Origin of the sequence: Janthinobacterium sp. (genome assembly GCF_031995485.1) — a bacterium.
Lineage (GTDB): Bacteria > Pseudomonadota > Gammaproteobacteria > Burkholderiales > Burkholderiaceae_D > Janthinobacterium.
On sequence record NZ_DAMAGB010000071.1, the window covers coordinates 1 to 20,666 of the forward strand.

Sequence of the window (20,666 nt, forward strand, 5' to 3'; positions counted from 1 at the left end):
AAAAATATTTGATCCGACCTTGCACACCGCTTGACGGGGATAACAGTATCTACCCCAACCCGTTCAGCATTTTCCGGAACAAGGCATTGAGCTGCTCCATCCCGCCCGCCTTGTCTTCCTTTTCGACGCTGAAGCTTTCCAGCCTGGCCAGTTCCGCTTCAATAAAGGCATTGAGCTTGTCGATGCGTGGCGCCAGTTCTTTTTCCAACGCCAGCTTTTTGCGTTCGAGCAGCATGTGGATTTCTTCCAGCAGCCCCTGTTCCTTGGGCAGCAGATGCAGCAAGGCCGCAAATTCGATCGGCGGTGCGGTGCGGTAGGCTTCGATCCAGCGCGTGGCCAGCAGCGGTCGCAGGACATAAAAATACTTCTTCAGCGGCACCATGTCCGCCATCAGATAGCCGCGATAATTGGTCTTGGCCATGCTGCGATAATGGTAAATGCCTTTTTCGACCGTATAGACGGATTCGAGCAGTTCCTGCATGCCGGCCTTGAAACCGCCCTGGTCGATATAATTGATCGGTGATTGTATCCACTCGATCACGGCGGGGTTCGAGCGCCAGAACAGCTGCAGCGCCTTGCGCACGTCCCAGCCATTGAGGTCGATCTCATCGACGATCGGGTATTCGATGACGTCGCGCTTGTCTTCCAGGTCGACCGACAGATACCAGTCCTGTGGACGCGCATAAATAAAGCGCACATCGAAATCGCTGTTGGGCGAGGCAAAACCCCAGGCGCGGCTGCCGGACTCGATAGCCAGCAAAATCCGCACGCTTTCTTTTTCTTCCACCACCGCCAGGCGGCGCATGATTTCTACTCGTGTATCTTCAGGGATCATGATCAGTTCTCTTGTTTGTCCGTGGCTACTGTATCCCAGCCGAGCGCAAAGCGCGCCAGGAATTTCTTGAGCCGGTCGGCGTCGTTCGGTTTGGCTTTCGCATCGCGCGATACCGCATACAGCTTGCGGCCCGCATCGGACAGGCTGTTCGACTGGCGGCACACTTTGATCACCGACTGCAGCTGCAGCGCATCGAACAGATCAAGTTGCGTGGCCGCTTCTTCCCCCATGATGGCGGCCAGATCCACTCCGGAACCGCCCACCTGGCTCTCCTGTGGTTGCCACAATCGCTTCAAGCGTTTGATTTCATCTGCAGCGACATTGTCGGTAATGCGGCCCGCTTCCGACAGCGTGGCCATGCGCGTGACGGCCGCCGACAGGTCGCGGAAGTTGCCGCGCCAGCTGGCCGACGGCGAGGCCGCAAAATGCATGAAACGCACGCGTGCTTCCTTGTTGAAGCGCACGCGCTCGCCGGATTGCGCGCTGTATTGGGCCAGCAGGTATTCCAGATTCGGTTCGATATCTTCGGGACGGCGGGCCAGGCCAGGCAGTTCGTACGTCCACAGATTGATGCGCGCATACAGGTCTTCGCGAAAACGCCCGGCCGCCACCTCTTTTCCCAGGTCCCGGTTGGTGCCGGCGATCAGCTGGAAGTCGCTTTGTACTTCCGTGTCGGCGCCGACCGGGAAGAAGCGCTTTTCCTCGATCGCTTTGAGCAGCATCGCCTGCTCGTCCAGTCCCAGCTCGCCGATTTCATCGAGAAACAGCAGGCCCTTGTGCGCGCTGCGCAGCAGGCCGGGACGGTCGGAACCGGCCCCCGTAAACGATCCCTTGATATGGCCGAACAAGGTCGACGCCGCGCCATCGCCATGCAGGGTGGCGCAATTGAGATCGATGAATTTGCCATCAAGCTGATGGCGCGATTTTTTCAGTTCATGGATGCGGCGCGCCAGGAGCGACTTGCCGGCGCCAGTTGGCCCCATCAGCAGCATCGGCGCTTTCGACTTGATGGCGACGCGCTCGATTTCATCGATCATGGCGTTGAAGCGCGCGTTGCGGGTGGCGATGCCGGATTTGAGGAACGCCACGCCGGCTGCCTGCTCGCGCGTAAAACGCTGCGCGATCTGGTCGTAGCGCGACAGGTCCAGGTCGATCAGCGTATAGCTGCCGGGCGAATTGGCATTCTGGCGTTTCGGCGGCGACGTTTGCACCAGCCGGCCGGGAAAGTAGCGCGCCTCCGTCATCAGGAACATGCAGATCTGCGCCACGTGGCTGCCAGTGGTGATATGGATCCAGTAGTCTTCCTTGTCCGGATCGAACGGATAGCTGTTGGCAAAATCATACAGCGCCGCATACACATCCTCGAAATCCCAGGCATCCTTGATCGGCAGGTCATGCGCGACCAGTTCCGTCTCCGGCGAGACGCCGGCGATGTCCTGCGCGACCTGGCGCACCAGGTTCTCGAACTGCGGACCCGTGTACAGCAATTCGAAACGATCGATCACCTTGTCGTCATGCCGGGTCAGCGCCACGCTGGGCCGCCACTTTTCCCAGCGCGCGGCACCTCTTCCGTTATCGAGTTGCGTGCCCAGAAAACCGATGACCACCGTACGTTTTGCTTGCATGATTTGAAAATTACAGGATAAGAATTTATATGAAAAGATAATTTATCATGAAAATAAAAATGCACCTAATTTTCGGTGAAATCTGATGGAAGAAATTTATTTCGTATAATCAAAGGCTTACGAAATTTTTATGCCAGTTTCAAAAGCTGGCACAGCGCTTGCAATAGAGAGGATACAAACGAGATAAAACAGTAGAAGAGAGGATTCCATCATGGCCAACTTGCAGTTATTCCAGAGCACAAAACAAGCCGGCTTGTTGCCGGCAGCGCTGGGCGTCAATTCCGAAGGCGCCCCGGCGTATGCGCTGTCGCCACGCCACCAGCTGGCGCAGTACGCCGCCACCGGCTGCCTGAACACGACCTTTTATGCCGGCGCCGATGCGCAACTGGCGACGGTGCTGGAATTGTGCAAGGCGATCGATCCCCGGTTCATTGCGCAGACGGCCGTGTACTGCCGTGAGCGCGGCTACATGAAAGACATGCCGGCCTTGCTGCTGGCCGTGCTGGCCGGCCAAGGCGCGCAACAACTGGCGCCAGCGTTCGGCCGCGTGATCGACAACGGCAAGATGCTGCGCAACTTCGTGCAGATCCTGCGCTCGGGCGCCGTGGGCCGCAGGTCGCTGGGCACGCGTCCGAAAAAACTGGTGCAGGCCTGGCTGAACAACGCATCCGAACAGGCCTTGCTGGCCGCATCGGTGGGCAATGTGCCATCGCTGGCCGACGTGGTGAAGATGGTGCATCCGAAACCGCAGGAAGCATGGCGCGCGGCGTTCTTTGCCTGGCTGATTGGCAAGGACTACCAGCCGGAGGCATTGCCGCCCATCCTGCGTGCTTTCGAAGCATACAAGATGGACCCATCGCTGCCGGTGCCGGCCGTACCGTTCCAGATGCTGACGGCCTTGCCCTTGTCGGCAGAGCAGTGGGCGCAGATTGCGCGGCAGGGCGGCTGGCAGATGCTGCGCATGAATCTGAATACCTTAGCACGCCATGGCGTGTTCGGCATCGAGGGCATGGCGCAACTGATCGCGGACAAGCTGCGCGACCCGGAAGCGATAGCGCGGGCACGCGTGTTTCCGTACCAGCTGATGTCGGCCCATGCGGCGGCAGGAGAAAACGTGCCGGCCATCGTGCGGTCCGCCCTGGAGCAGGCGCTGGAAGCGTCGCTGGCGCACGTGCCGCAGATCGCAGGAAAAGTGGTGGTGTGTCCCGATGTATCGGGTTCCATGTCGTCGCCCGTCAGCGGTTATCGCGGCAGCGCCACCTCTGTCATGCGCTGCATCGACGTGGCGGCACTGGTGGCGGCGGCCGTGCTGCGCAAGAATCCGGACGCCGTGGTGCTGCCGTTCGAGCAAAGCGTGGTCAAGTGCCCGCTTGATGCGCAGGGCACGGTGATGGAAAACGCGGCAAAACTGGCGGCGATCGGTGGTGGCGGCACCAATTGCAGCGCGCCGCTGGCCCGCATGAACTGGAAAAGAATAACGGCCGACCTGGTGATTTTTGTGTCCGACAACGAGTCGTGGGTCGACGCGACACGGCCGGGTGCGACGGAAACGATGCGGCAGTGGCAGAAGTTCAAGCAGCACAATCCGCAAGCCCGGCTGGTCTGCATCGATATTTCGCCGCACGCCACCACCCAGGCGTGCGAGCGGGAAGACATCTTGAATATCGGTGGTTTTTCCGACGATGTGTTCAGGATCATCGCCGCGTTTGCCGCTGGCCAGCTGGACCCCGCCCACTGGGTGGGCGAGATCGAAGCCATCGAGTTCGCAGTGGCGTGATGGCCGCCGGGCAGTACGCATGAATGCGGACAGGACTACATGTAAAGGCGTCTTGTCCATCCCTGGTCATGCTCAGTTTCACCCGTTGTACCCCGAATGCAGGCAGGATTACATCGTAAAACCGCGTCAAACCGGTCCGGCAGTTGCCGGAAATCTTGTCACCCCTTGTCGGGCCCCTCATGATGATAAAAAGAAGAGAGAGCATATGAAAAACGAAGAATACGAAGTGATGCATGTAGAAGGCAGCCGTCCCGTGAAAATGTGGACGCGCGGCGTGCCGGTCGAAGAAGCGGCGAAAAAGCAGCTGCGCAATACGGCGACCTTGCCGTTCATCTACAAGCATATCGCCGTGATGCCGGACGTCCACCTGGGCAAAGGTTCGACCATCGGCAGCGTGATTCCGACCCTGGGCGCGGTGATCCCGGCCGCCGTCGGCGTCGATATCGGCTGCGGCATGATGGCGGCGAAAACCACGCTGTCGGCCAACGATTTGCCGGACAACTTGGGACCGCTGCGCAGCGCCATCGAGCGCGCCATCCCGCACGGCATGTCGCCGAAAACGCGCGGCCACCGCGGACGCGACGAGGGCTCCTGGCATACGCCGCCGTCGGCGGTCGATGCGGCGTGGCTGCAGCTGAAGGACGAATTCGATGCGATCTGCCTGAAGACGCCGAAGCTGAAGAACACCAATAACTACCGCCACCTGGGAACGCTGGGTAGCGGCAACCACTTTGTCGAAGTGTGCCTCGACGAGCAGGGCGCTGTCTGGTTCATGCTGCATTCCGGTTCGCGCGGCGTGGGTAATGCCATCGGCAGCCATTTCATCGAACTGGCCAAGCAGGACATGCGCACCCACTTCATCAACCTGCCGGACCAGGACCTGGCCTACCTGGCCGAAGGGACGCAGCATTACAATGATTACGTGGAGGCGGTCGGCTGGGCGCAGCGTTTTGCGCGCAACAACCGCGAAGTGATGATGCAGAACCTGATTGCGGCCGTGCGCACGGTGATCCACAAGCCGTTCGAGACGCACGTGGAAGCGGTCAACTGCCACCACAACTATGTGCAGAAGGAGCACCACTTCGGCAAGGATGTGCTGGTTACGCGCAAGGGGGCGGTATCGGCGCGCGAGGGCGAGCTGGGCATCATTCCAGGGTCGATGGGGGCGAAGAGTTTTATCGTGCGCGGCAAAGGTAATGCGGACAGCTTCCACAGCTGCAGCCACGGCGCTGGACGCACCATGAGCCGCACGGAAGCGAAGCGCCGCTTCAATCTGGAAGACCAGGTACGCGCCACCGAAGGCGTCGAGTGCCGCAAGGATGCCAATGTGATCGACGAGATTCCGATGGCCTACAAGGATATCGACGCGGTGATGCTGGCCCAGCGCGAACTGGTCGATGTGGTGCATGTGTTGAAGCAGGTTGTCTGCGTCAAGGGATAGAAAGAGAAGCAAAATGATAGAAATTGATGGTTCCCAGGGAGAAGGCGGCGGGCAGATACTGCGCTCCGCGCTGACCCTGTCCATGATCACGGGCCAGCCGTTCCGTTTGACGGGCATCCGTGCCGGCAGATCCAAGCCGGGCCTGCTGCGCCAGCACCTGGTGGCGGTGCAGGCTGCCGTGCAGGTGTGCGGCGCGCGCACTTCGCCGGTGGCGCTGGGCTCCTCCACGCTGGAATTCGTGCCCGGGCCGATACGTGGCGGCGACTACCGCTTTGCCATCGGCAGCGCCGGCAGCTGCACGCTGGTGCTGCAAACGCTGCTGCCGGCGCTGCTGCATGCGCACGCCCCGTCCACCATTCATATTACCGGCGGCACCCACAATCCGCTGGCGCCGCCCGTGCATTTCCTGCAGCGCGCGTATGGCCGCGTGATGGCGCAGATGGGCGCGCAGATCGGGATCGAGCTGCCGCGCTTCGGTTTCTTTCCGGCCGGCGGCGGCGAGGTGAGCGCCAGCGTGAAGCCGTGCGCGCAGTTGCAGCCGATCGAGGTGCTGGTTCGCGGCGAGCGCAATGACGGCTATGCCGAGAGTTTTGTGGCCGGCGTGTCGGCCGGCGTGGCCGAGCGCGAACTGGAACGCATTGCGTCGGGCATGGGCTGGAGCGGCAAGCAGTTGCGCCTGCGTGCCTTGCCGGCCGAGCAGGGGCCGGGCAATGTGCTGCTGCTGACGCTGGAACACGAATACGTGACGGAGGTATTTGCGTCGTTCGGCGAAAAGTCGCTGCTGGCCGAGACGGTGGCCAAGCGCTTGCTCAATGAAGTGCGGCGCTATCTGAAGTCCGAAGCGGCCGTCGGCGAGCACCTGGCGGACCAACTGCTGCTGCCGATGGCGCTGGCCGGTGGCGGCGCCTTTACGGCCACCACCATCTCCCAGCATGCGCTGACCAATGCCGAGATCATCGCCCGTTTCCTGCCGGTGACGATACGCTTCGAGCAGCATGAACATGCTGCCCTGTGCACGGTCAGTGCCGCCTGATCAGAACACGTACTGCGCGCTGACACCCAGCAGCCAGTTGCGGCCTGGCGCCGCCTCGTAGTAGCGCTTGTTGCTGTCGCCGACGATGACCGAACCCACATAGGTCTTGTCGAACAGGTTGTTCAGGCGCGCGAACTGCTTGAAGCGCCAGTTGCCCAGGCTTTGTTTCGCATTGACGCGCGCGTTGAACACCGTATAGCCGGGCGCCGGCTTTTCCTGGTTGCTGTCTTCCGCATACACCTTGTTGCTGGCCACGCCCTCGAACGCCGCGCCAAAGCGCTCCAGCGAGTCCTTCCACGCCAGTTCCGCAAACAGATTCGCGCTTGGCACGCCCGGCAGGCGGCTGCCCTTGGCGACGGCACCGAATGCTTCGTCATATACGGCGTGCAGACTGGTCAGCGCCCATCTGGTAGTGAAACCATACGGCAGGCTGGAGTCGAGCGACACTTCCACGCCCTGGCGCACGGTCTTGCTGGCGTTCTTGTAGCTGGTGCGACCGCCGCTGGAAGCGTCGACCACCAGTTCATCGTCCGTATGCACCTGGAACACGGCCGCATTGACATGCGTATTGTTGTTGACGCGCGCCTTGACACCCGCTTCCAGGTTGGTGCTGGTGGCCGGTTTCAGCCTGAAATTGAAGCCGCTGCCGCTGCCCGAATAAAACAGCTCGTTCAAGGTTGGTGCCTCGAAGCCGCGCGCGGCGCTGGCATACACATTCAGATTCGGATTGACCTGGTACAGCACGCCCAGTACCGGCGTCGTGTGGCTGAACTCCAGGCTGCCGCTGTCATTGCCGTTGCCGAAGTAATGGTCATCGACCGACACTTTCATCTTGCTGTGCCGTACGCCCGCGCTCAGCATCCACGGGCCGCTCTGCCATTCCGCCTGGATGTACGGGTCGAGGCTGGACACCACATTCTGCTCGTCGCGGCGCAGCCGTCCCTTCAGGCCGAACACATCGCCGATATAGTTTTCATAGCCGGTACGGTCGTCCTTCGAGCGGCCATAGTCAATGCCGAAGGTGGTACTGAGCTTGCCGCCGGCCAGCTGGTTCACGTGGGTCCAGTTGGTGTCGATGCCGTAGAAGTCGCGCTTGAAGTCGACCACGCCGCCCGAATGGCTGGCCGGTGCCTGGAAGCCCTTGGTGAATGCCTGGTACTGGATCACATCGCGGTTGCCGCCATATGCCATCACGCGCAGGCGGTCGTCGCCGAAGCGCTGTTCCCAGGTGGCGCCGATCTGCTGGTGGTCGATGCTCTTGCGCGTGTTGTAGCGTTCGGCCAGCGTGCGCTTGGGATTCTGTGGGTCGGTCGCGTCAAGCTCGCCGGCGCGCGGGTCGCGTTCGAACGTGGCCCAGGTGGCGCCCAGCGGGTCCTGCGTATTGCCCTGGTGCAGACTGTTGGCCACGATGGTCAGCTTGCCGTCCGCATTCGGCTTGACGGTGATCTTGCCGAATGCCTGCTCGCGCGTGGCCGCGCTGTGGTCGCGGAAACCGTCGGTGCGAAAGCGCGAGCCGTCGAGCACGTAGCCGATGCCGTTCGCTTCGCCCTGCGCATTGAGGTCCACTTTATTGGTGCCGTAGCTGCCGCCGGTGACGTTCAGTTCCACCGACGGCGGATTCTGTCCATCCCTGGAAAACAGCTGCACCACGCCGCCCGAATGGTTGCCGTAGATGGCGGAAAACGGCCCACGCAGCACTTCGATGCGTTCGGCCGTATCGAGATTGAAGGTGGCAGCCTGGCCCTGGCCGTCGGGCATGCTGGCCGGGATGCCGTCGCTGATCAAGCGCACGCCGCGCACGCCAAAGGCGGAGCGGGCGCCAAAGCCGCGCGACGAGATCTGCAGGTCCTGCGCATAGTTCTGGCGGTTCTGCACCACCAGGCCCGGCACCGCGGCCAGCGCTTCCGAGGCGTTGACGCGGATCTGGCCATCCTGGATGCGCGCGCTGTCGACCACGTCGATCGAGGCGGGCAGGTCGAAGCTGGGGTGGCCGACGCGGGTAGCGCTGACCACCACCACATCGGCGACCGGCAGGGTAGCGAATTGCGCGTCAGCCTCGGGCTCGGCCGCCAGGGCGCTGGCAACCGGCCAGGCGCCCAGCGCGAACAGCGCGGCGACCGCGTTCAAACGGAATGGGTACTGCTTCATGAATTCTCCAATAGTGGGTACGGCTAATGCGCTGCATGGTCGATGTCGACGCTGGTCTTGAGCCGCGGCGCGGCAAGCGGGCGGCTTTCGATAAAGCTGCGCACGGCCCAGATTTCCCCGGCAGTCAGCACGTCGCGCCATGGCGGCATATAGACTATCCCGGCACGAACCTTACCGGTAGTTACCGCCATCATAAAGTAGCTGTCGACATCCTGCAGGCAGCGCGCCTGCAGTGCGCCGTCCTTCAACGGCTGGCAAAAGGCGTTCAGACGGCGCAGATCCGGCGCTTCCGCCGAGGGGCCGGTTGCCTGTTCCCCATGGCAGCGCGCGCAGTTGGCCTGGAAGACCTGCGCCCCAAGGGCGATGGCGGCAGGGTCGCCGCGTACCGGGTTGGTTTCCCCGGCCTGCGCGGCCAGCGGAGAAAACAGCAAAAGCAGAAGCAGTCGGTGCATGGCGGGGCTCCGGTATTACCAGCCGGCCGGGCAGCCGGTGCAGCCCTCCAGGTTGGCGTCGGGGAAAATGGCAAAGCGCAGGATGGCGCGCTCTAGGTTGGCGTTCTTCAGGTTCGAGCCCCAGAACTTGGCTTCCTGCAGGTCGGCGTCGACCAGGCTGGCGCCCACCAGGCTGGCGAGATTCAGGCGTGCCGCCTCCAGGCTGGCGCCGCGCAGGTCGGCGCCGTCCATGTCGGCGCGCATCAACCGGCTCGTTTCCAGGTTGGCGCCGGCCAGGATGGCGTGCCGGAACGAGGCGCCCGGCGCATTGAGCGAATACGCCATCGCACCCGTCAGGTCGGCGCCGTCGAGCAGGGCGCCGGCCAGGTTGGTGCTGCGCAGGTTGGCCCGCATCAGGCGCGCGCCGCGCAGGTCGGCGCCGTGCAGGTCCTTGCCGACCAGGTTGGCGCCGCGCAGGTCGGCGTTCGCGCATTGCGCATACGGCCACAGGTGGCAGCCGCCGATGATGGTGACCTCGGGCGCGGCCTCGCCCTGGATGGTCTGCGCGCCGGCAGGCGGTGCCAGGCACAGGGCCCAGCACAGCAGCGCGCCGAGAGCCATCAGACTACCCGGCGCCGTCCTCATTTGCTCGCTACCCGCGATGGCGCTTTCGGCAGCTTGAAGACCCAGTAGCTGCCGCCCTGCGTCACCTGCTTGGTCAGCTCGGCCATGTCGCCGCCCCACAGCGGCACCGCGCCGCCGTAGCCGCTCGACAGGCCGATATACTGCTCGCCATCCTGTTCCCAGGTGACGGGCACGGACACCACGCCGGAGCCGGTCTGGTACTTCCACAGTTCCTTGCCGGTCTTGGCATCGAACGCTTTCACGAAGCCGTCCGAGGTTCCCGTGATCAGCAGGCCGCCGGCGGTGGTCAGGGTGCCGCCCCACAGCGGGAATTTTTCCTTGTTTTCCCAGACGATCTTGCCGGTCTTCGGATCGATCGCGCGCAGGGTGCCGATATGGTCGTCATACAGGCGCTTGATGCGGAAGCCCTGGCCCAGGTAGGCGGAACCGGCCTTGTAGTGGATTTGCTCGGTCCAGTAATCCATGCCCCAGTGGTTGGCGGGGATGTAGAACAGGCCCGTGTCCGGCGAATACGACATCGGCATCCAGTTGGTGCCGCCCAGGAATGGCGGCGACACGAAAACGGCCTTGCCCTTGTCGGCGCCCGCTTCCGGCAGCGGCGGGCGCTTGCCGTTTTCCACCGGCCGGCCCGTTTTCAGGTCGATGCTCTTGGCCCAGTTGATGCCGTCGACAAAAGGCCAGGCGTTGATCAAGGACGTCGGCTTGTTCGGATAGCCGGCACCCAGGGCCAGCTTGGTGCGATCGGTAACGTAGAAGTAGCCATTGCGGTCGGCATGCGCGGAGGCCTTGACCAGCTTGCCCGTTTTGGCGTCCTTGTAGTCGAACAGCACCACCGAGTTATTCCCCGAGAAATCCCAGGCATCGTTCGGCGTGTGCTGGTAAAAGCCTTTCAGTTCGCCCGTGCTGGCGTCGACATAGGCCTGGCCCGAGGTGAACAGGCTGTCCCAGTTGCGCGGATCGTCGCCTTCCTTGGTACGCTCCCAGGTATTCCATGGCGCAGGGTTGCCGGCGCCGATGACGATGGTATTGGTCTCCGGGTCGAACGAGGCCGTCTGCCATGGCGCGCCGCCGCCATGTTCCCACGATTCGCGCAGCTTGCCGTCCTTGTCGCGCGGCCAGCTCGGCGCCCTGGCGTCGCCGGTCGGCGTGCCCGGTTTGCCGTCGGTGCGGCCGACGTGGCCTTCGACCAGCGGACGCGCCCAGACCTCGGCACCGGTTTCCGGATCGCGCGCGAACAGCCAGCCCTGGGCGCCGAATTCGTCACCCGAGTTACCGTGGATGAGCAGCACGCGGCCGCCTTTTTCGCGAATGATGAATGGCGCGCCGGTCATCGTGTAGCCGAGTTTCTGGTCGCCGAATTTTTCGTTCCACATCACCTTGCCGGTGTTCTTGTTGAGCGCCACGATGCGCGCGTCGAGCGTGCCGAAATACACCTTGTCGCCAAAGATGGCCGGTCCGCGGTTGACCACGTCGCAGCAGGGGCGGATATCGTCGGGCAGGCGGTGCTCATAGGCCCACAGCTGTTTGCCGGTCTTCGCGTCGAGCGCATAAATGCGCGAGTACGAGGCCGTCACGTAGATGATGCCGTCGTGGACCAGCGCCTGCGCTTCCTGGCCGCGCTGCTTTTCGCCGCCGAAAGAAAAGGTCCAGGCAGGCACGATCTGGTCAACGTTTTTCGTGTTGATTTTTTTCGCCAGGCTGTGGCGCTGCGCTTTCAGGCCCAGGCCATAGCTGAGCACTTCGGTCGTGCCCTTGTCGGCGTTGGCGATATCGTCCCAGGTGACTTTGGTGTCGGCGGCCGTGGCGGCGCCGGCGATCAGGGCGAGGATGGCGAAAGCGATTGGACGTGGAAATACTGGCTGCATGCTGGTCTCCCTTGCTGGTTTTATAGTTGGTGGTGCGACGTGGTCGCTGATGACCAATTGAGCAACATGCATGCCAGGCGTTTTGCGCAGCGTTGACGACCAGGTGTGCGCCGTCCTGCCACAGTGGGCACGGTAATGCTGTCCTGTTTTGTCACAGTGCGCTGGCGCCGCCCGTGGCGGGCGGGTGCTGGCACAAGGGTTGCTGATGGACGGGCAAGGCCGCCTTGCGCCTTCTTGATAACGACAACAGGAGACCACCATGCATCAACCATTACGCCGCCATTTTCTTTGCCAACTGCTCGCCGTTGGCGGCATGGGCGCCGCCTCGCTGGCCGGTGCACAATCGAGTGCACCCAAGGTCGACGAGGACAGCGACCAGGCGAAAGCGCTGGGCTATCGCCACGATACGAACAAGGTCGATACCAAAAAATACCCGCAGCACAAGCCGGCGCAGCACTGTGCCAACTGTTCGTTTTTTCAGGGGAAAAAGGACGATGCCTGGGCGGGGTGCGCCATGTTTGGCCGCAAGCAGATTGCGGCGCCGGGGTGGTGCATGGCGTGGGCGAAAGTGCCGGGGTGAGGGGACGTAATCCGGCACGGTTAACAATGTTGTCGGATTACGGCCCTGCGGGCCTGTTCCGACCTACGGTTTATGCAGGTGCGTAGGTCGGGTTAGCGCGCAAGCGCGTAACCCGACAACACCACTGTCCTACAACGGCACCTCGCGCCGCGTCTCCAGATACGCCTTCACCGCCCAGATCGCCTCCTGGCTGAATACGCCCTCGAATGGCGGCATATACACGGCGCCATTGCGCGAGCGGCCATGGCGCACCGTCTCCAGCACATACTGATCAATTTCCTGCGCGCAAGCCTCTTTTTTCTTGGCATCCGGCAAGGCCGCACAGTCATTGTCGAGCTTGCGCAAATCCGGCGCCATGCCGCCCGACACGGCTTCCAGCCCGTGGCAGCGCGCGCAGTTCTGGGTAAAGGCAGAGTTGCCGATCCGTATCGCTTCCGCATTGTTGCGATACGGGTTTTCCGTGCGCCACTCGGCGCCCAGTTGTGGCAGTGTGGATGTATCGACCGCCTGCGGCGTCATGTTGCCGTGCGCCCAGACGGCCGCGGCCGCCAGCATGCAGGCCAGGCCGCCGGCGGCCAGCCGCAGGGTACGCAGGCGCCGGGTATGGATGGTGGTAGAAATACGTGGGGTCATGATGGTCTCCGTTCTGGTTATGCGCTCGATCGCGTCATGACCTGGGTAGCAATCGGTATGCCATCGCGCGCATCGCCATGCGCCGTGCCGCTGCAGCTGTTGCGCTGCTCAGAAACGGAACAACGGCAAGGCGCGGATGATCCTATTTGACGCAGCGCGCCGGCTGGGCGGGCGGCCATCGCCGCTATTTGCAGGCTGGCACGGCAATTGCAAAACAAGAGATCAGGATCACCTGACACAACACTCCTAGGGCCGCCTCGCGGCGGCTTTCATCGAAGCTAAGACCAACGAGAAAGAGGACGACATGAATCTGGCAGACATCAGCAAACTGGGCGTAGCCAATCCCTTCAAACAGCGCTACGACAACTATATCGGCGGCAAGTTCGTCGCTCCCGTCAAAGGCGAATACTTCGGCAATATCACGCCGATCACGGGCCAGGTGTTTTGCGAAGTGGCCCGTTCCACTGCGGAAGACGTCGAGCTGGCGCTGGACGCCGCGCATGCCGCCAAGGATGCGTGGGGCAAGACCTCGCAGACCGAACGCGCCAATATCCTCAATAAAATCGCCGACCGCATGGAAGCGAACCTGGCGCTGATCGCCACCGCCGAAACCATCGACAACGGCAAGCCGATCCGCGAAACCACGGCCGCCGACATCCCGCTGGCGATCGACCATTTCCGCTATTTCGCCGGCTGCATCCGCGCCCAGGAAGGTTCCGTGGCGCAGATCGATTCGGAAACCTACGCCTATCACTTCCACGAGCCGCTGGGCGTGGTCGGCCAGATCATCCCGTGGAATTTTCCTATCCTGATGGCGGTGTGGAAGCTGGCGCCGGCCCTGGCCGCCGGCAACTGCGTGGTACTGAAACCCGCCGAGCAGACGCCGGCCTCGATCATGGTGCTGATCGAACTGATCGGCGACCTGCTGCCGCCGGGCGTGCTCAATATCGTCAACGGCTATGGCCTGGAAGCGGGCAAACCGCTGGCATCGAACAAACGCATTGCAAAAATTGCGTTCACCGGCGAGACGGGTACCGGCCGTCTGATCATGCAGTACGCGGCGCAGAACCTGATTCCGGTCACGCTGGAGCTGGGCGGCAAGTCGCCGAACATTTTCTTTGCCGATGTGATGGACGCCGACGATGCGTTCTTCGACAAGTGCCTGGAAGGCTTTGCCATGTTCGCGCTGAACCAGGGCGAGGTGTGCACCTGCCCGTCGCGCGTGCTGATCCAGGAATCGATCTACGAAGCGTTCATCGCCCGTGCACTGGAGCGCGTGGCGAAGATCAAGCAGGGCAACCCGCTCGACTCTTCCACCATGCTGGGCGCGCAGGCATCGCAGGAGCAGCTGGAAAAAATCCTGTCGTATATCGATATCGGCAAGCAGGAAGGCGCTGAAGTACTGGCCGGCGGCGAGCGCAATACGCAGGGCGGCGACCTGGAACAGGGCTACTACGTGCGTCCGACCGTGTTCAAGGGCGACAACAGCATGCGCATCTTCCAGGAAGAGATTTTCGGGCCAGTCGTCTCCGTCACCACTTTCAAGGACGAAGCCGATGCGCTGCGCATCGCCAACGACACCCTGTATGGCCTGGGCGCGGGCCTGTGGACGCGCGACGGTTCGCGCGCCTTCCGTGTCGGCCGCGCCATCCAGGCCGGCCGCGTGTGGACCAATTGCTACCACCTGTATCCGGCCCACGCCGCATTCGGTGGCTACAAGCAGTCGGGTATCGGCCGCGAAAACCACAAGATGATGCTGGACCATTACCAGCAGACGAAAAACCTGCTGGTGTCGTACAGCCCGAACGCGCTGGGCTTCTTCTGAGGAGTCGTCATGACCATGGAACGCGTGACGGCCACGGCGGCCGCACTCGACATGCTGGCCACCCTGCGTGGCAAGCATGGACCGCTGATGTTTTTCCAGTCGGGCGGCTGCTGCGATGGCAGCGCGCCGATGTGCTACGCGGCCGGCGAGTTCAATCTTTCCGACACCGACGTTTACCTCGGCAACCTGGACGGCACGCCGTTCTACATGGGCATCGAGCAGTTCGCGTACTGGGAACATACGCAGCTGATCATCGACGTGGTCGATGGCAATGGCGGCATGTTCTCGCTCGATAACGGCACCGGCCGGCGCTTTCTCACGCGCTCGCGCCTGTTCACCGACGACGAGCTGGCGCAGCTGCGGCATCCCTCGAAAGGCGTGACCAACTAGTTTGTTGCCACCCGGTCTGGAACACAGCGGGCGTCATCTCCCCGCTCGCCCGGATACGGTTTAGCTGGCGGCTGCGGCCGTCAGCTTTTTTTACGCCTGCCCGACCACACTGGAGACCATGATGCATACCATGGCGCGCTGCCGGCGCGCGATAACGCTCGCCCTTTTCCTTGTCCTTCACCTGGCGGCGGGCGCGCTGGCGCTGCTGCTCGGCGCCGCCACCGCGCAGGCGGGGGTAATGACAAAAGCCGAACTGGCGCAACGTTTTCCGGCGCCGCTGACGGTCGGCGAACGCGATGCGGAGCTGCCGGTCTGGCCTCTGTTCCGCCAGGGCGCCAATGGCGGCGAGCTGGCCGGCTATGTCTTCGAATCGGTCGATCTGGCGCCCATTCCCGGCTTTTCGGGGGTGCCCGTCAACCTGCTGGTGGCGATCGATCCCGCCGGGCGCTTTCTCGGCGTCGAGGTGCTGTCGCAGCATGAGCCGGTATTCCAGTACGGCCTGGGCGAAGCGCCGCTGTTCGAATTCGTCAAACAATACCGGGGCGTCTCGCTCAAACAGCATATCGGCATCGAGACCAATGGCCGGCGTACGCGCCAGCCTGACGCCGCGCGCGTGACTATCGACGGTGTCTCCAAGGCGACTGTTTCGGTGCGCATCATCAATGAAAGCGTGCTGGCAGCGGCCTTGCTGGTGTCGCGCCGCAAGCTGGGGTTTGGCGCGGGCAGGGGAGCGGGCGGGATGGCCCGCGTGCGCACGGATCTTCTCGACACCATGACGTTCGAGCGCCTGTTGGGCGAGGGACTGGTGCGGCATCTGCGGGTGACCAACGCGCAGCTGGAAAAGCTGTACGCCGGCAGCGATGGTGCGCGGCTCGACGAGGAAGCGCTGCGCCAGCCCGGCGATATTTTTATCGACCTGTATCTCGCCTGCGTCTCCGTGCCCGGCGTGGCGCGCAGCCTGCTGACCGAAGCGAGCCTGGAAAAACTCAAGCCCTGGATAGAGCAGGGCGACCAGGCCATTCTGGTGATCTCGTCGGGCCGCCATCGCGTGCCGGGCGAGGACTTTACGCGCGGCGGCATACCCGAGCGGCTGCTGCTGCGCCAGCACGAATTGGCCATCGATATGCGCGACCTCGATCTCGACCTGAAACTGCTGCCCGGAATTCCTGCGCCAGCGGACGCCAGCCTGACCGTGTTTCGCGTGCCGGCCGAAGCGGGGCTCGACCCTGGCGCCGCGTTTGATTTCACCGTGCCGGTCACGCGCAGCAAGGGCCAGTTCTATCCGGAGCGCATTGTGCGCGAGCTGCCGGTCACCTATCGCGTGACATCGCGTTTCCTGATTGCCGCGCCGGGTGACACGAGCTGGCATGCGGCATGGAGCGAGCGGCGCAGCGATCTGCTGATACTGGCGGCGGGACTGGCCGTGCTGGCGCTGGCACTGTCGATGCCGCGCAAACTGAGCAGCAACGGTCGCCGCTTCGCCTGGTTCCGCCTTGTCTATCTGGCCTTTACTGTCGGCTTTATCGGCTACTGCGCGCAGGCGCAGCTCTCGATCGTCAACCTGACCGGCGCGCTGCAGGCGCTGGTGGCCGGGCGCGGCCTGTCATTCCTGCTGCACGATCCGATGACAGTGGCGCTATGGGCTTTCGTTCTGGTGTCGCTGCTGCTGTGGGGAAGAGGGACTTTTTGCGGCTGGCTATGTCCGTTCGGCGCGCTGCAGGAATTCACCGGCAAGCTGGCGAGGTGGTTCAAGCTGCCCCAGCTCAAGCTGAACCGCGCGCTTGATCTGCGTCTCAAACGCATCAAGTATCTGGCGCTGGCGCTGATCATGGCCAGCGCATTGACCGGCTTTGCCGTCGATACGCTGGTCGAACTGGAACCGTTCAAGACGGCGATCACGCTCAATTTCGTGCGCGCCTGGCCATATGCGGCGTATGCGCTGGCGCTGCTGGCAATCAGCGCCTTTGTGCATAAATTCTTTTGCCGCTATCTGTGCCCGCTGGGCGCCTCGCTGGCGCTGCTCGGGCGTTTTCGTCTGCTGGACTGGATACCGCGCCGCAGCGAATGCGGCACGCCGTGCCAGACCTGCCGCCACCGCTGCGACTACCAGGCCATCAAGCCCGGTGGCGCGGTGGTCTACGCAGAGTGCTTCCAGTGCATGGACTGCGTGGTGATCCATGAAAGCGAACAGAAATGCGCGCCGCGGCTGCTGGAGCAAAAGCGCGCACGCACCATCGTCATTCACGCCGACAAAGGAGCATCCGTATGAAGCGCCGCACGTTTATCGCCGCCTCGCTCGGCGCCATCGCCGCTGGTGCTGGTGCTGGCTCACGGCCGCATCATCAGCCAGTCCATACGGGCGTGGCGCTTGCGTTTGGCACCGCCATCCGCATATCGCTGGTGCATGCGGACGAAAAGGTGGCGCGCGCGGCCATCGCCGATGCGCTGGCGGCCGCGCAGCGTGTCGATCGCCTGATGAGCATTTACCAGCCGTCCAGCCAGGTCTATCAATTGAATCGCGATGGCCGGCTTGATAAGCCTGACCCGCAGTTGCTGGCCGTGCTGGCGCAGGCGCGCGAGTTGTCGCAGCTGACCGGCGGCGCCTTCGATATCACGGTCCAGCCCTTGTGGCGCGCGTGGCGCGACGCGGTGGCGCGCGACAGCCTGCCGACGCAGGCGCAGCTGCGGCAGGCAAGAGCGCTGGTGGACTGGCGCCAGGTCGCGTTCGACGAGCGGCAGATATGCCTGGCGCCGGGCATGGCGATTACCCTCAATGGCCTGGCGCAGGGCCATGCGGCCGATATGGCGCTGGCGGCGGTGCAGGCGCATGGCATCGGGCACGCGCTGCTCGATACGGGCGAATTCGTGGCGCGCGGACGCCAGCGCGAACAGCCATGGACACTGGGCGTGCGCGATCCGCGCGATGATCAGGCGCTGGCGGCCACCCTGCATATCAATGGCTGCGCCTTAGCCACTTCCGGTGACTATGAAACGGCATTTACGCCCGACTATCTGCACCATCATATTTTCGACCCCGCAGTGGGCGACTCGCCGCAGGAGCTGGCCAGCGTCACCGTGATGGCGCCCACCGCCATGCTGGCCGACGGCCTGTCGACCGCCTGCATGGTGCTGGGCCGCGAAAGAGCCGCGCTGCTGGCGGCCAGCCTGCCCGGTGTTGACCTGCTGGCGATCGACAAGCAGGGCAGGCAATGGCGCTCGGCCGGTTTTCCAGCGCAAGTGTCGTGATGGCTATTTCAGGCTGGGGACTTTCCGGTAGATGGTATTGCGCGATACGCCCAGCGCGCGTGCCGTGGCCGACACATTGCCGCCATTCGCCTCCAGCGATTTGAGGATCATCGACTGCTCCATCTCTTCCAGGTTGGCGCCCCGTGCCAGCATGCGGTCGGTACCGGCTGCGATATCCGGAGGAGGACTTTGCTCGATATCGTCGAGGAAGTCGTCCGGCATATGGCGCAGGCAGATTTGCGTCTCGTCGCCGGCCATCACGATGGCAGTGCGCAGCAGATTGGTCAGCTGGCGGAAGTTGCCGGGCCAGCGGTGCTGGCGGAACAGCGCGAGAATTTCGGGCGAGACGTGATGGCGGCCGTGCTCCGCCTCGGTGGACAGAATTTTGCGCACCACGGTTTCCAGGTCGGTGCGTTCGCGCAGCGGCGGCAGCTTGACCACCAGGCCATTGAGCCGGTAGTACAGGTCTTCGCGGAACAGCCCGCGCGCCATGCGCTCGCGCAGATTGTGGTTGGTGGCGCAGATCAGTTCCACATTGACGGGAATCGACTTGTCGCTACCGAGCGGCGTGACCATCCGTTCCTGCAGCACGCGCAGCAAACGCGCCTGCAGGCTGAACGGCATGTCGCCGATCTCGTCGAGGAACAGCGTGCCGCCATTGGCCTGCAGGATCTTGCCGACCGCGCCTTTCTTGCGCGCGCCGGTGAACGCCCCATCTTCATAGCCGAACAGCTCGGACTCGATCAGCGTTTCCGGGATCGAGGCGCAGTTGACGGCCACGAAGGGACTCATGGCGCGCGGCGAATCGTTGTGGATCGCCTGGGCCAGCAGCTCCTTGCCGGTGCCCGTCTCGCCCATGATCATGATAGGGATATCCTTGCCCAGCACGCGCGTGACCTTGTCGATTACCAGTTCCAGCTGCGCGTCACCGGTGCGCAGATAGCGCAGGCCGGACAGGCGCCGCGCCTGCGCGGCGGCCTGGTTGGCGGCCACGGCTGGCGTGGCTGGCCCCGTGCGTTCGCCGGACAAGGATTGCTGGAACACGTTGTTGGCCAGCCGCAGCTGGGCGCGGCCATACACGCGCACGCCGTTATGCATGCACAGGGTCAGCAGGCCCGGCGCGGCGGTGCGGTTATGGTCGTACAGCGCCGAGACGGGCAGGCCGAACAGCGAGCTGAATGTATGCGACTGCAGCGCCGAGAACGGCAGGCCCAGCTGGAACAGGCCATTGCGATTCGCGGCCAGGAAGCGCCCGCCGGGACTGAACGAGGCGATGCCTTCCATCAGCGTGCCGATGAATTCGGGCCGCGTATGAAAGTGCAGGGTGATCGCGTCTTCAAAGGTGGCCGAGAACAGCTGGTTCTCGATCATCAGCGCCGACATGCGCACCAGCGCCATGGTGTGCTTGTGAAAGCTGCGCTGGTCGCCCGATACATCGAGCACGCCGATCACCTTGCCCAGGTGGTCAGTAATGGGCGCGGCCGAGCAGGTCAGGAAATGGTTGGCCGACAGGTAGTGCTGGTCCGCATGCACGAGAGTCGGCGACTTTTCGGCGATGGCCGTGCCGATCGCATTGGTGCCCTTGCTCGCCTCCGACCAGGCCACGCCAGGCTGCAGCGCGACGCGGCTGGCCTTTTCCAGGAAATCGTCATCGCCCAGTGAATGCACGATCACGCCGGTGGCGTCCGTCAGTATCACCATATTGTGGGTATTGACGATCTGCTGGTACAGCGTCTCCATCGCCGGCACGGCATGCGCGTGCAGCAGCCGGTTCTGTTCGATCAGCACGGTCAGGTCGCTGCGCGCCAGCGGACTGAAGTCGGCCACCGATTCCGGTCGCAAGCCATAGTCGACCGAGCGCCGGTGCGAGGTTTCGATGATCAGCGGCATATTGTCCGGCCAGGCGGACGCGGCGGGAGAGCTGTTCAGATCTGAAGCAGTGGGACGGTGCATGATGGTCTCTTGGTCTCGGTTGGCCGTCGCTCTTGGGCGCGGCTCTGTCTGTACCTGCACAGGTGTTCCATAATGTAGCACCTGTACCGGAAGGTAGCAAAAGCAGCCGTGGTTGCTGTTGCTTTAACGGTAATAAGCAAGCTAAGTGCCAGCACAAAAAAAGACTTGCTGAAGTGCATTGCCGTTTGCTATAGTTCGCCTCCCCGATGAGACGCAGTCAAATGCGGCAGTTGAGGATC

General features: G+C 63.1%; 16 protein-coding genes. 8 read left to right on the forward strand and 8 right to left on the reverse strand.

Annotation, left to right across the window (positions count from 1 at the left end; genetic code table 11):
• Positions 1–49: 49 nt before the first annotated feature.
• Together RTQ46_RS25935 and rtcR are read right to left on the reverse strand one after the other, a co-directional pair.
• Complete coding sequence (locus RTQ46_RS25935) at positions 50–835, reverse strand: nucleotidyltransferase domain-containing protein (protein ID WP_312440483.1); 786 nt, start codon at positions 833–835, stop codon at positions 50–52.
• Between the two features lie 2 nt (positions 836–837).
• The gene (gene rtcR / locus RTQ46_RS25940; RefSeq protein ID WP_312440484.1) at positions 838–2,460 is read right to left on the reverse strand and encodes an RNA repair transcriptional activator RtcR; all 1,623 of its coding nucleotides are present in this window, start codon (positions 2,458–2,460) and stop codon (positions 838–840) included.
• Positions 2,461–2,671: 211 nt separating this feature from the next.
• Here rtcR and RTQ46_RS25945 point away from each other — a divergent pair, with 211 nt between their 5' ends.
• The 3 genes from RTQ46_RS25945 to rtcA all read left to right on the forward strand — a co-directional run bounded on the left by RTQ46_RS25945 (position 2,672) and on the right by rtcA (position 6,711).
• Positions 2,672–4,237 (forward strand): TROVE domain-containing protein, encoded by a 1,566-nt coding sequence (locus RTQ46_RS25945; RefSeq protein ID WP_312440485.1) that lies wholly within the window; start codon positions 2,672–2,674, stop codon positions 4,235–4,237.
• Positions 4,238–4,442: 205 nt separating this feature from the next.
• On the forward strand, positions 4,443–5,678 hold the full coding sequence (locus tag RTQ46_RS25950) for an RtcB family protein (protein WP_312440486.1): 1,236 nt from the start codon (positions 4,443–4,445) through the stop codon (positions 5,676–5,678).
• Between the two features lie 13 nt (positions 5,679–5,691).
• A complete protein-coding gene (gene rtcA / locus RTQ46_RS25955; protein WP_312440487.1) occupies positions 5,692–6,711 on the forward strand; it encodes an RNA 3'-terminal phosphate cyclase in 1,020 nt (339 codons plus the stop codon).
• On the opposite strand, the gene RTQ46_RS25960 is transcribed toward rtcA, so the two are convergent.
• Genes RTQ46_RS25960 through RTQ46_RS25975 form a run of 4 tightly spaced genes read right to left on the reverse strand, consistent with a single transcriptional unit; the run spans position 6,712 to position 11,800 of the window.
• Positions 6,712–8,859 carry a TonB-dependent receptor gene (locus RTQ46_RS25960; RefSeq protein WP_312440488.1) on the reverse strand — a complete coding sequence of 716 codons (2,148 nt, stop codon included), beginning with the start codon at positions 8,857–8,859 and terminating at the stop codon, positions 6,712–6,714.
• A 23-nt stretch (positions 8,860–8,882) separates the two neighbouring features.
• Complete coding sequence (locus tag RTQ46_RS25965; RefSeq protein WP_312440489.1) at positions 8,883–9,311, reverse strand: c-type cytochrome; 429 nt, start codon at positions 9,309–9,311, stop codon at positions 8,883–8,885.
• 15 nt (positions 9,312–9,326) lie between these two features.
• The gene (locus RTQ46_RS25970; protein ID WP_312440490.1) at positions 9,327–9,911 is read right to left on the reverse strand and encodes a pentapeptide repeat-containing protein; all 585 of its coding nucleotides are present in this window, start codon (positions 9,909–9,911) and stop codon (positions 9,327–9,329) included.
• Positions 9,912–9,931: 20 nt separating this feature from the next.
• The gene (locus RTQ46_RS25975) at positions 9,932–11,800 is read right to left on the reverse strand and encodes a methanol/ethanol family PQQ-dependent dehydrogenase (RefSeq protein ID WP_312440491.1); all 1,869 of its coding nucleotides are present in this window, start codon (positions 11,798–11,800) and stop codon (positions 9,932–9,934) included.
• Positions 11,801–12,059: 259 nt separating this feature from the next.
• Between RTQ46_RS25975 and RTQ46_RS25980 the strand changes: the two genes are divergently transcribed.
• The gene (locus RTQ46_RS25980; protein WP_312440492.1) at positions 12,060–12,380 is read left to right on the forward strand and encodes a high-potential iron-sulfur protein; all 321 of its coding nucleotides are present in this window, start codon (positions 12,060–12,062) and stop codon (positions 12,378–12,380) included.
• A 129-nt stretch (positions 12,381–12,509) separates the two neighbouring features.
• Here the strand turns inward: RTQ46_RS25980 and pedF are convergent, their stop codons facing one another.
• Positions 12,510–13,013, reverse strand: a complete 504-nt coding sequence (pedF, locus tag RTQ46_RS25985; RefSeq protein ID WP_409518377.1) for a cytochrome c-550 PedF — start codon at positions 13,011–13,013, stop codon at positions 12,510–12,512.
• A gap of 304 nt (positions 13,014–13,317) precedes the next feature.
• Between pedF and adh the strand changes: the two genes are divergently transcribed.
• The 4 genes from adh (at position 13,318) to RTQ46_RS26005 (ending at position 18,474) form a co-directional block, all read left to right on the forward strand.
• Positions 13,318–14,838 carry an aldehyde dehydrogenase gene (adh, locus tag RTQ46_RS25990; protein WP_312440493.1) on the forward strand — a complete coding sequence of 507 codons (1,521 nt, stop codon included), beginning with the start codon at positions 13,318–13,320 and terminating at the stop codon, positions 14,836–14,838.
• A 9-nt stretch (positions 14,839–14,847) separates the two neighbouring features.
• Positions 14,848–15,228 (forward strand): DUF779 domain-containing protein, encoded by a 381-nt coding sequence (locus RTQ46_RS25995; RefSeq protein WP_312440494.1) that lies wholly within the window; start codon positions 14,848–14,850, stop codon positions 15,226–15,228.
• Between the two features lie 118 nt (positions 15,229–15,346).
• Positions 15,347–17,497, forward strand: coding sequence for a 4Fe-4S binding protein (locus RTQ46_RS26000; RefSeq protein WP_312440495.1), 2,151 nt, complete (start codon positions 15,347–15,349; stop codon positions 17,495–17,497).
• A complete protein-coding gene (locus RTQ46_RS26005) occupies positions 17,494–18,474 on the forward strand; it encodes an FAD:protein FMN transferase (RefSeq protein ID WP_312440496.1) in 981 nt (326 codons plus the stop codon). Before RTQ46_RS26000 ends, RTQ46_RS26005 begins: the two co-directional genes overlap by 4 nt.
• Positions 18,475–18,477: 3 nt before the next feature.
• Here RTQ46_RS26005 and RTQ46_RS26010 read toward each other — a convergent pair whose 3' ends face one another.
• Entirely contained in the window at positions 18,478–20,427 is a 1,950-nt protein-coding gene (locus tag RTQ46_RS26010) for a sigma-54-dependent Fis family transcriptional regulator (protein ID WP_409518378.1), read from the reverse strand.
• Positions 20,428–20,666 lie beyond the last annotated feature (239 nt).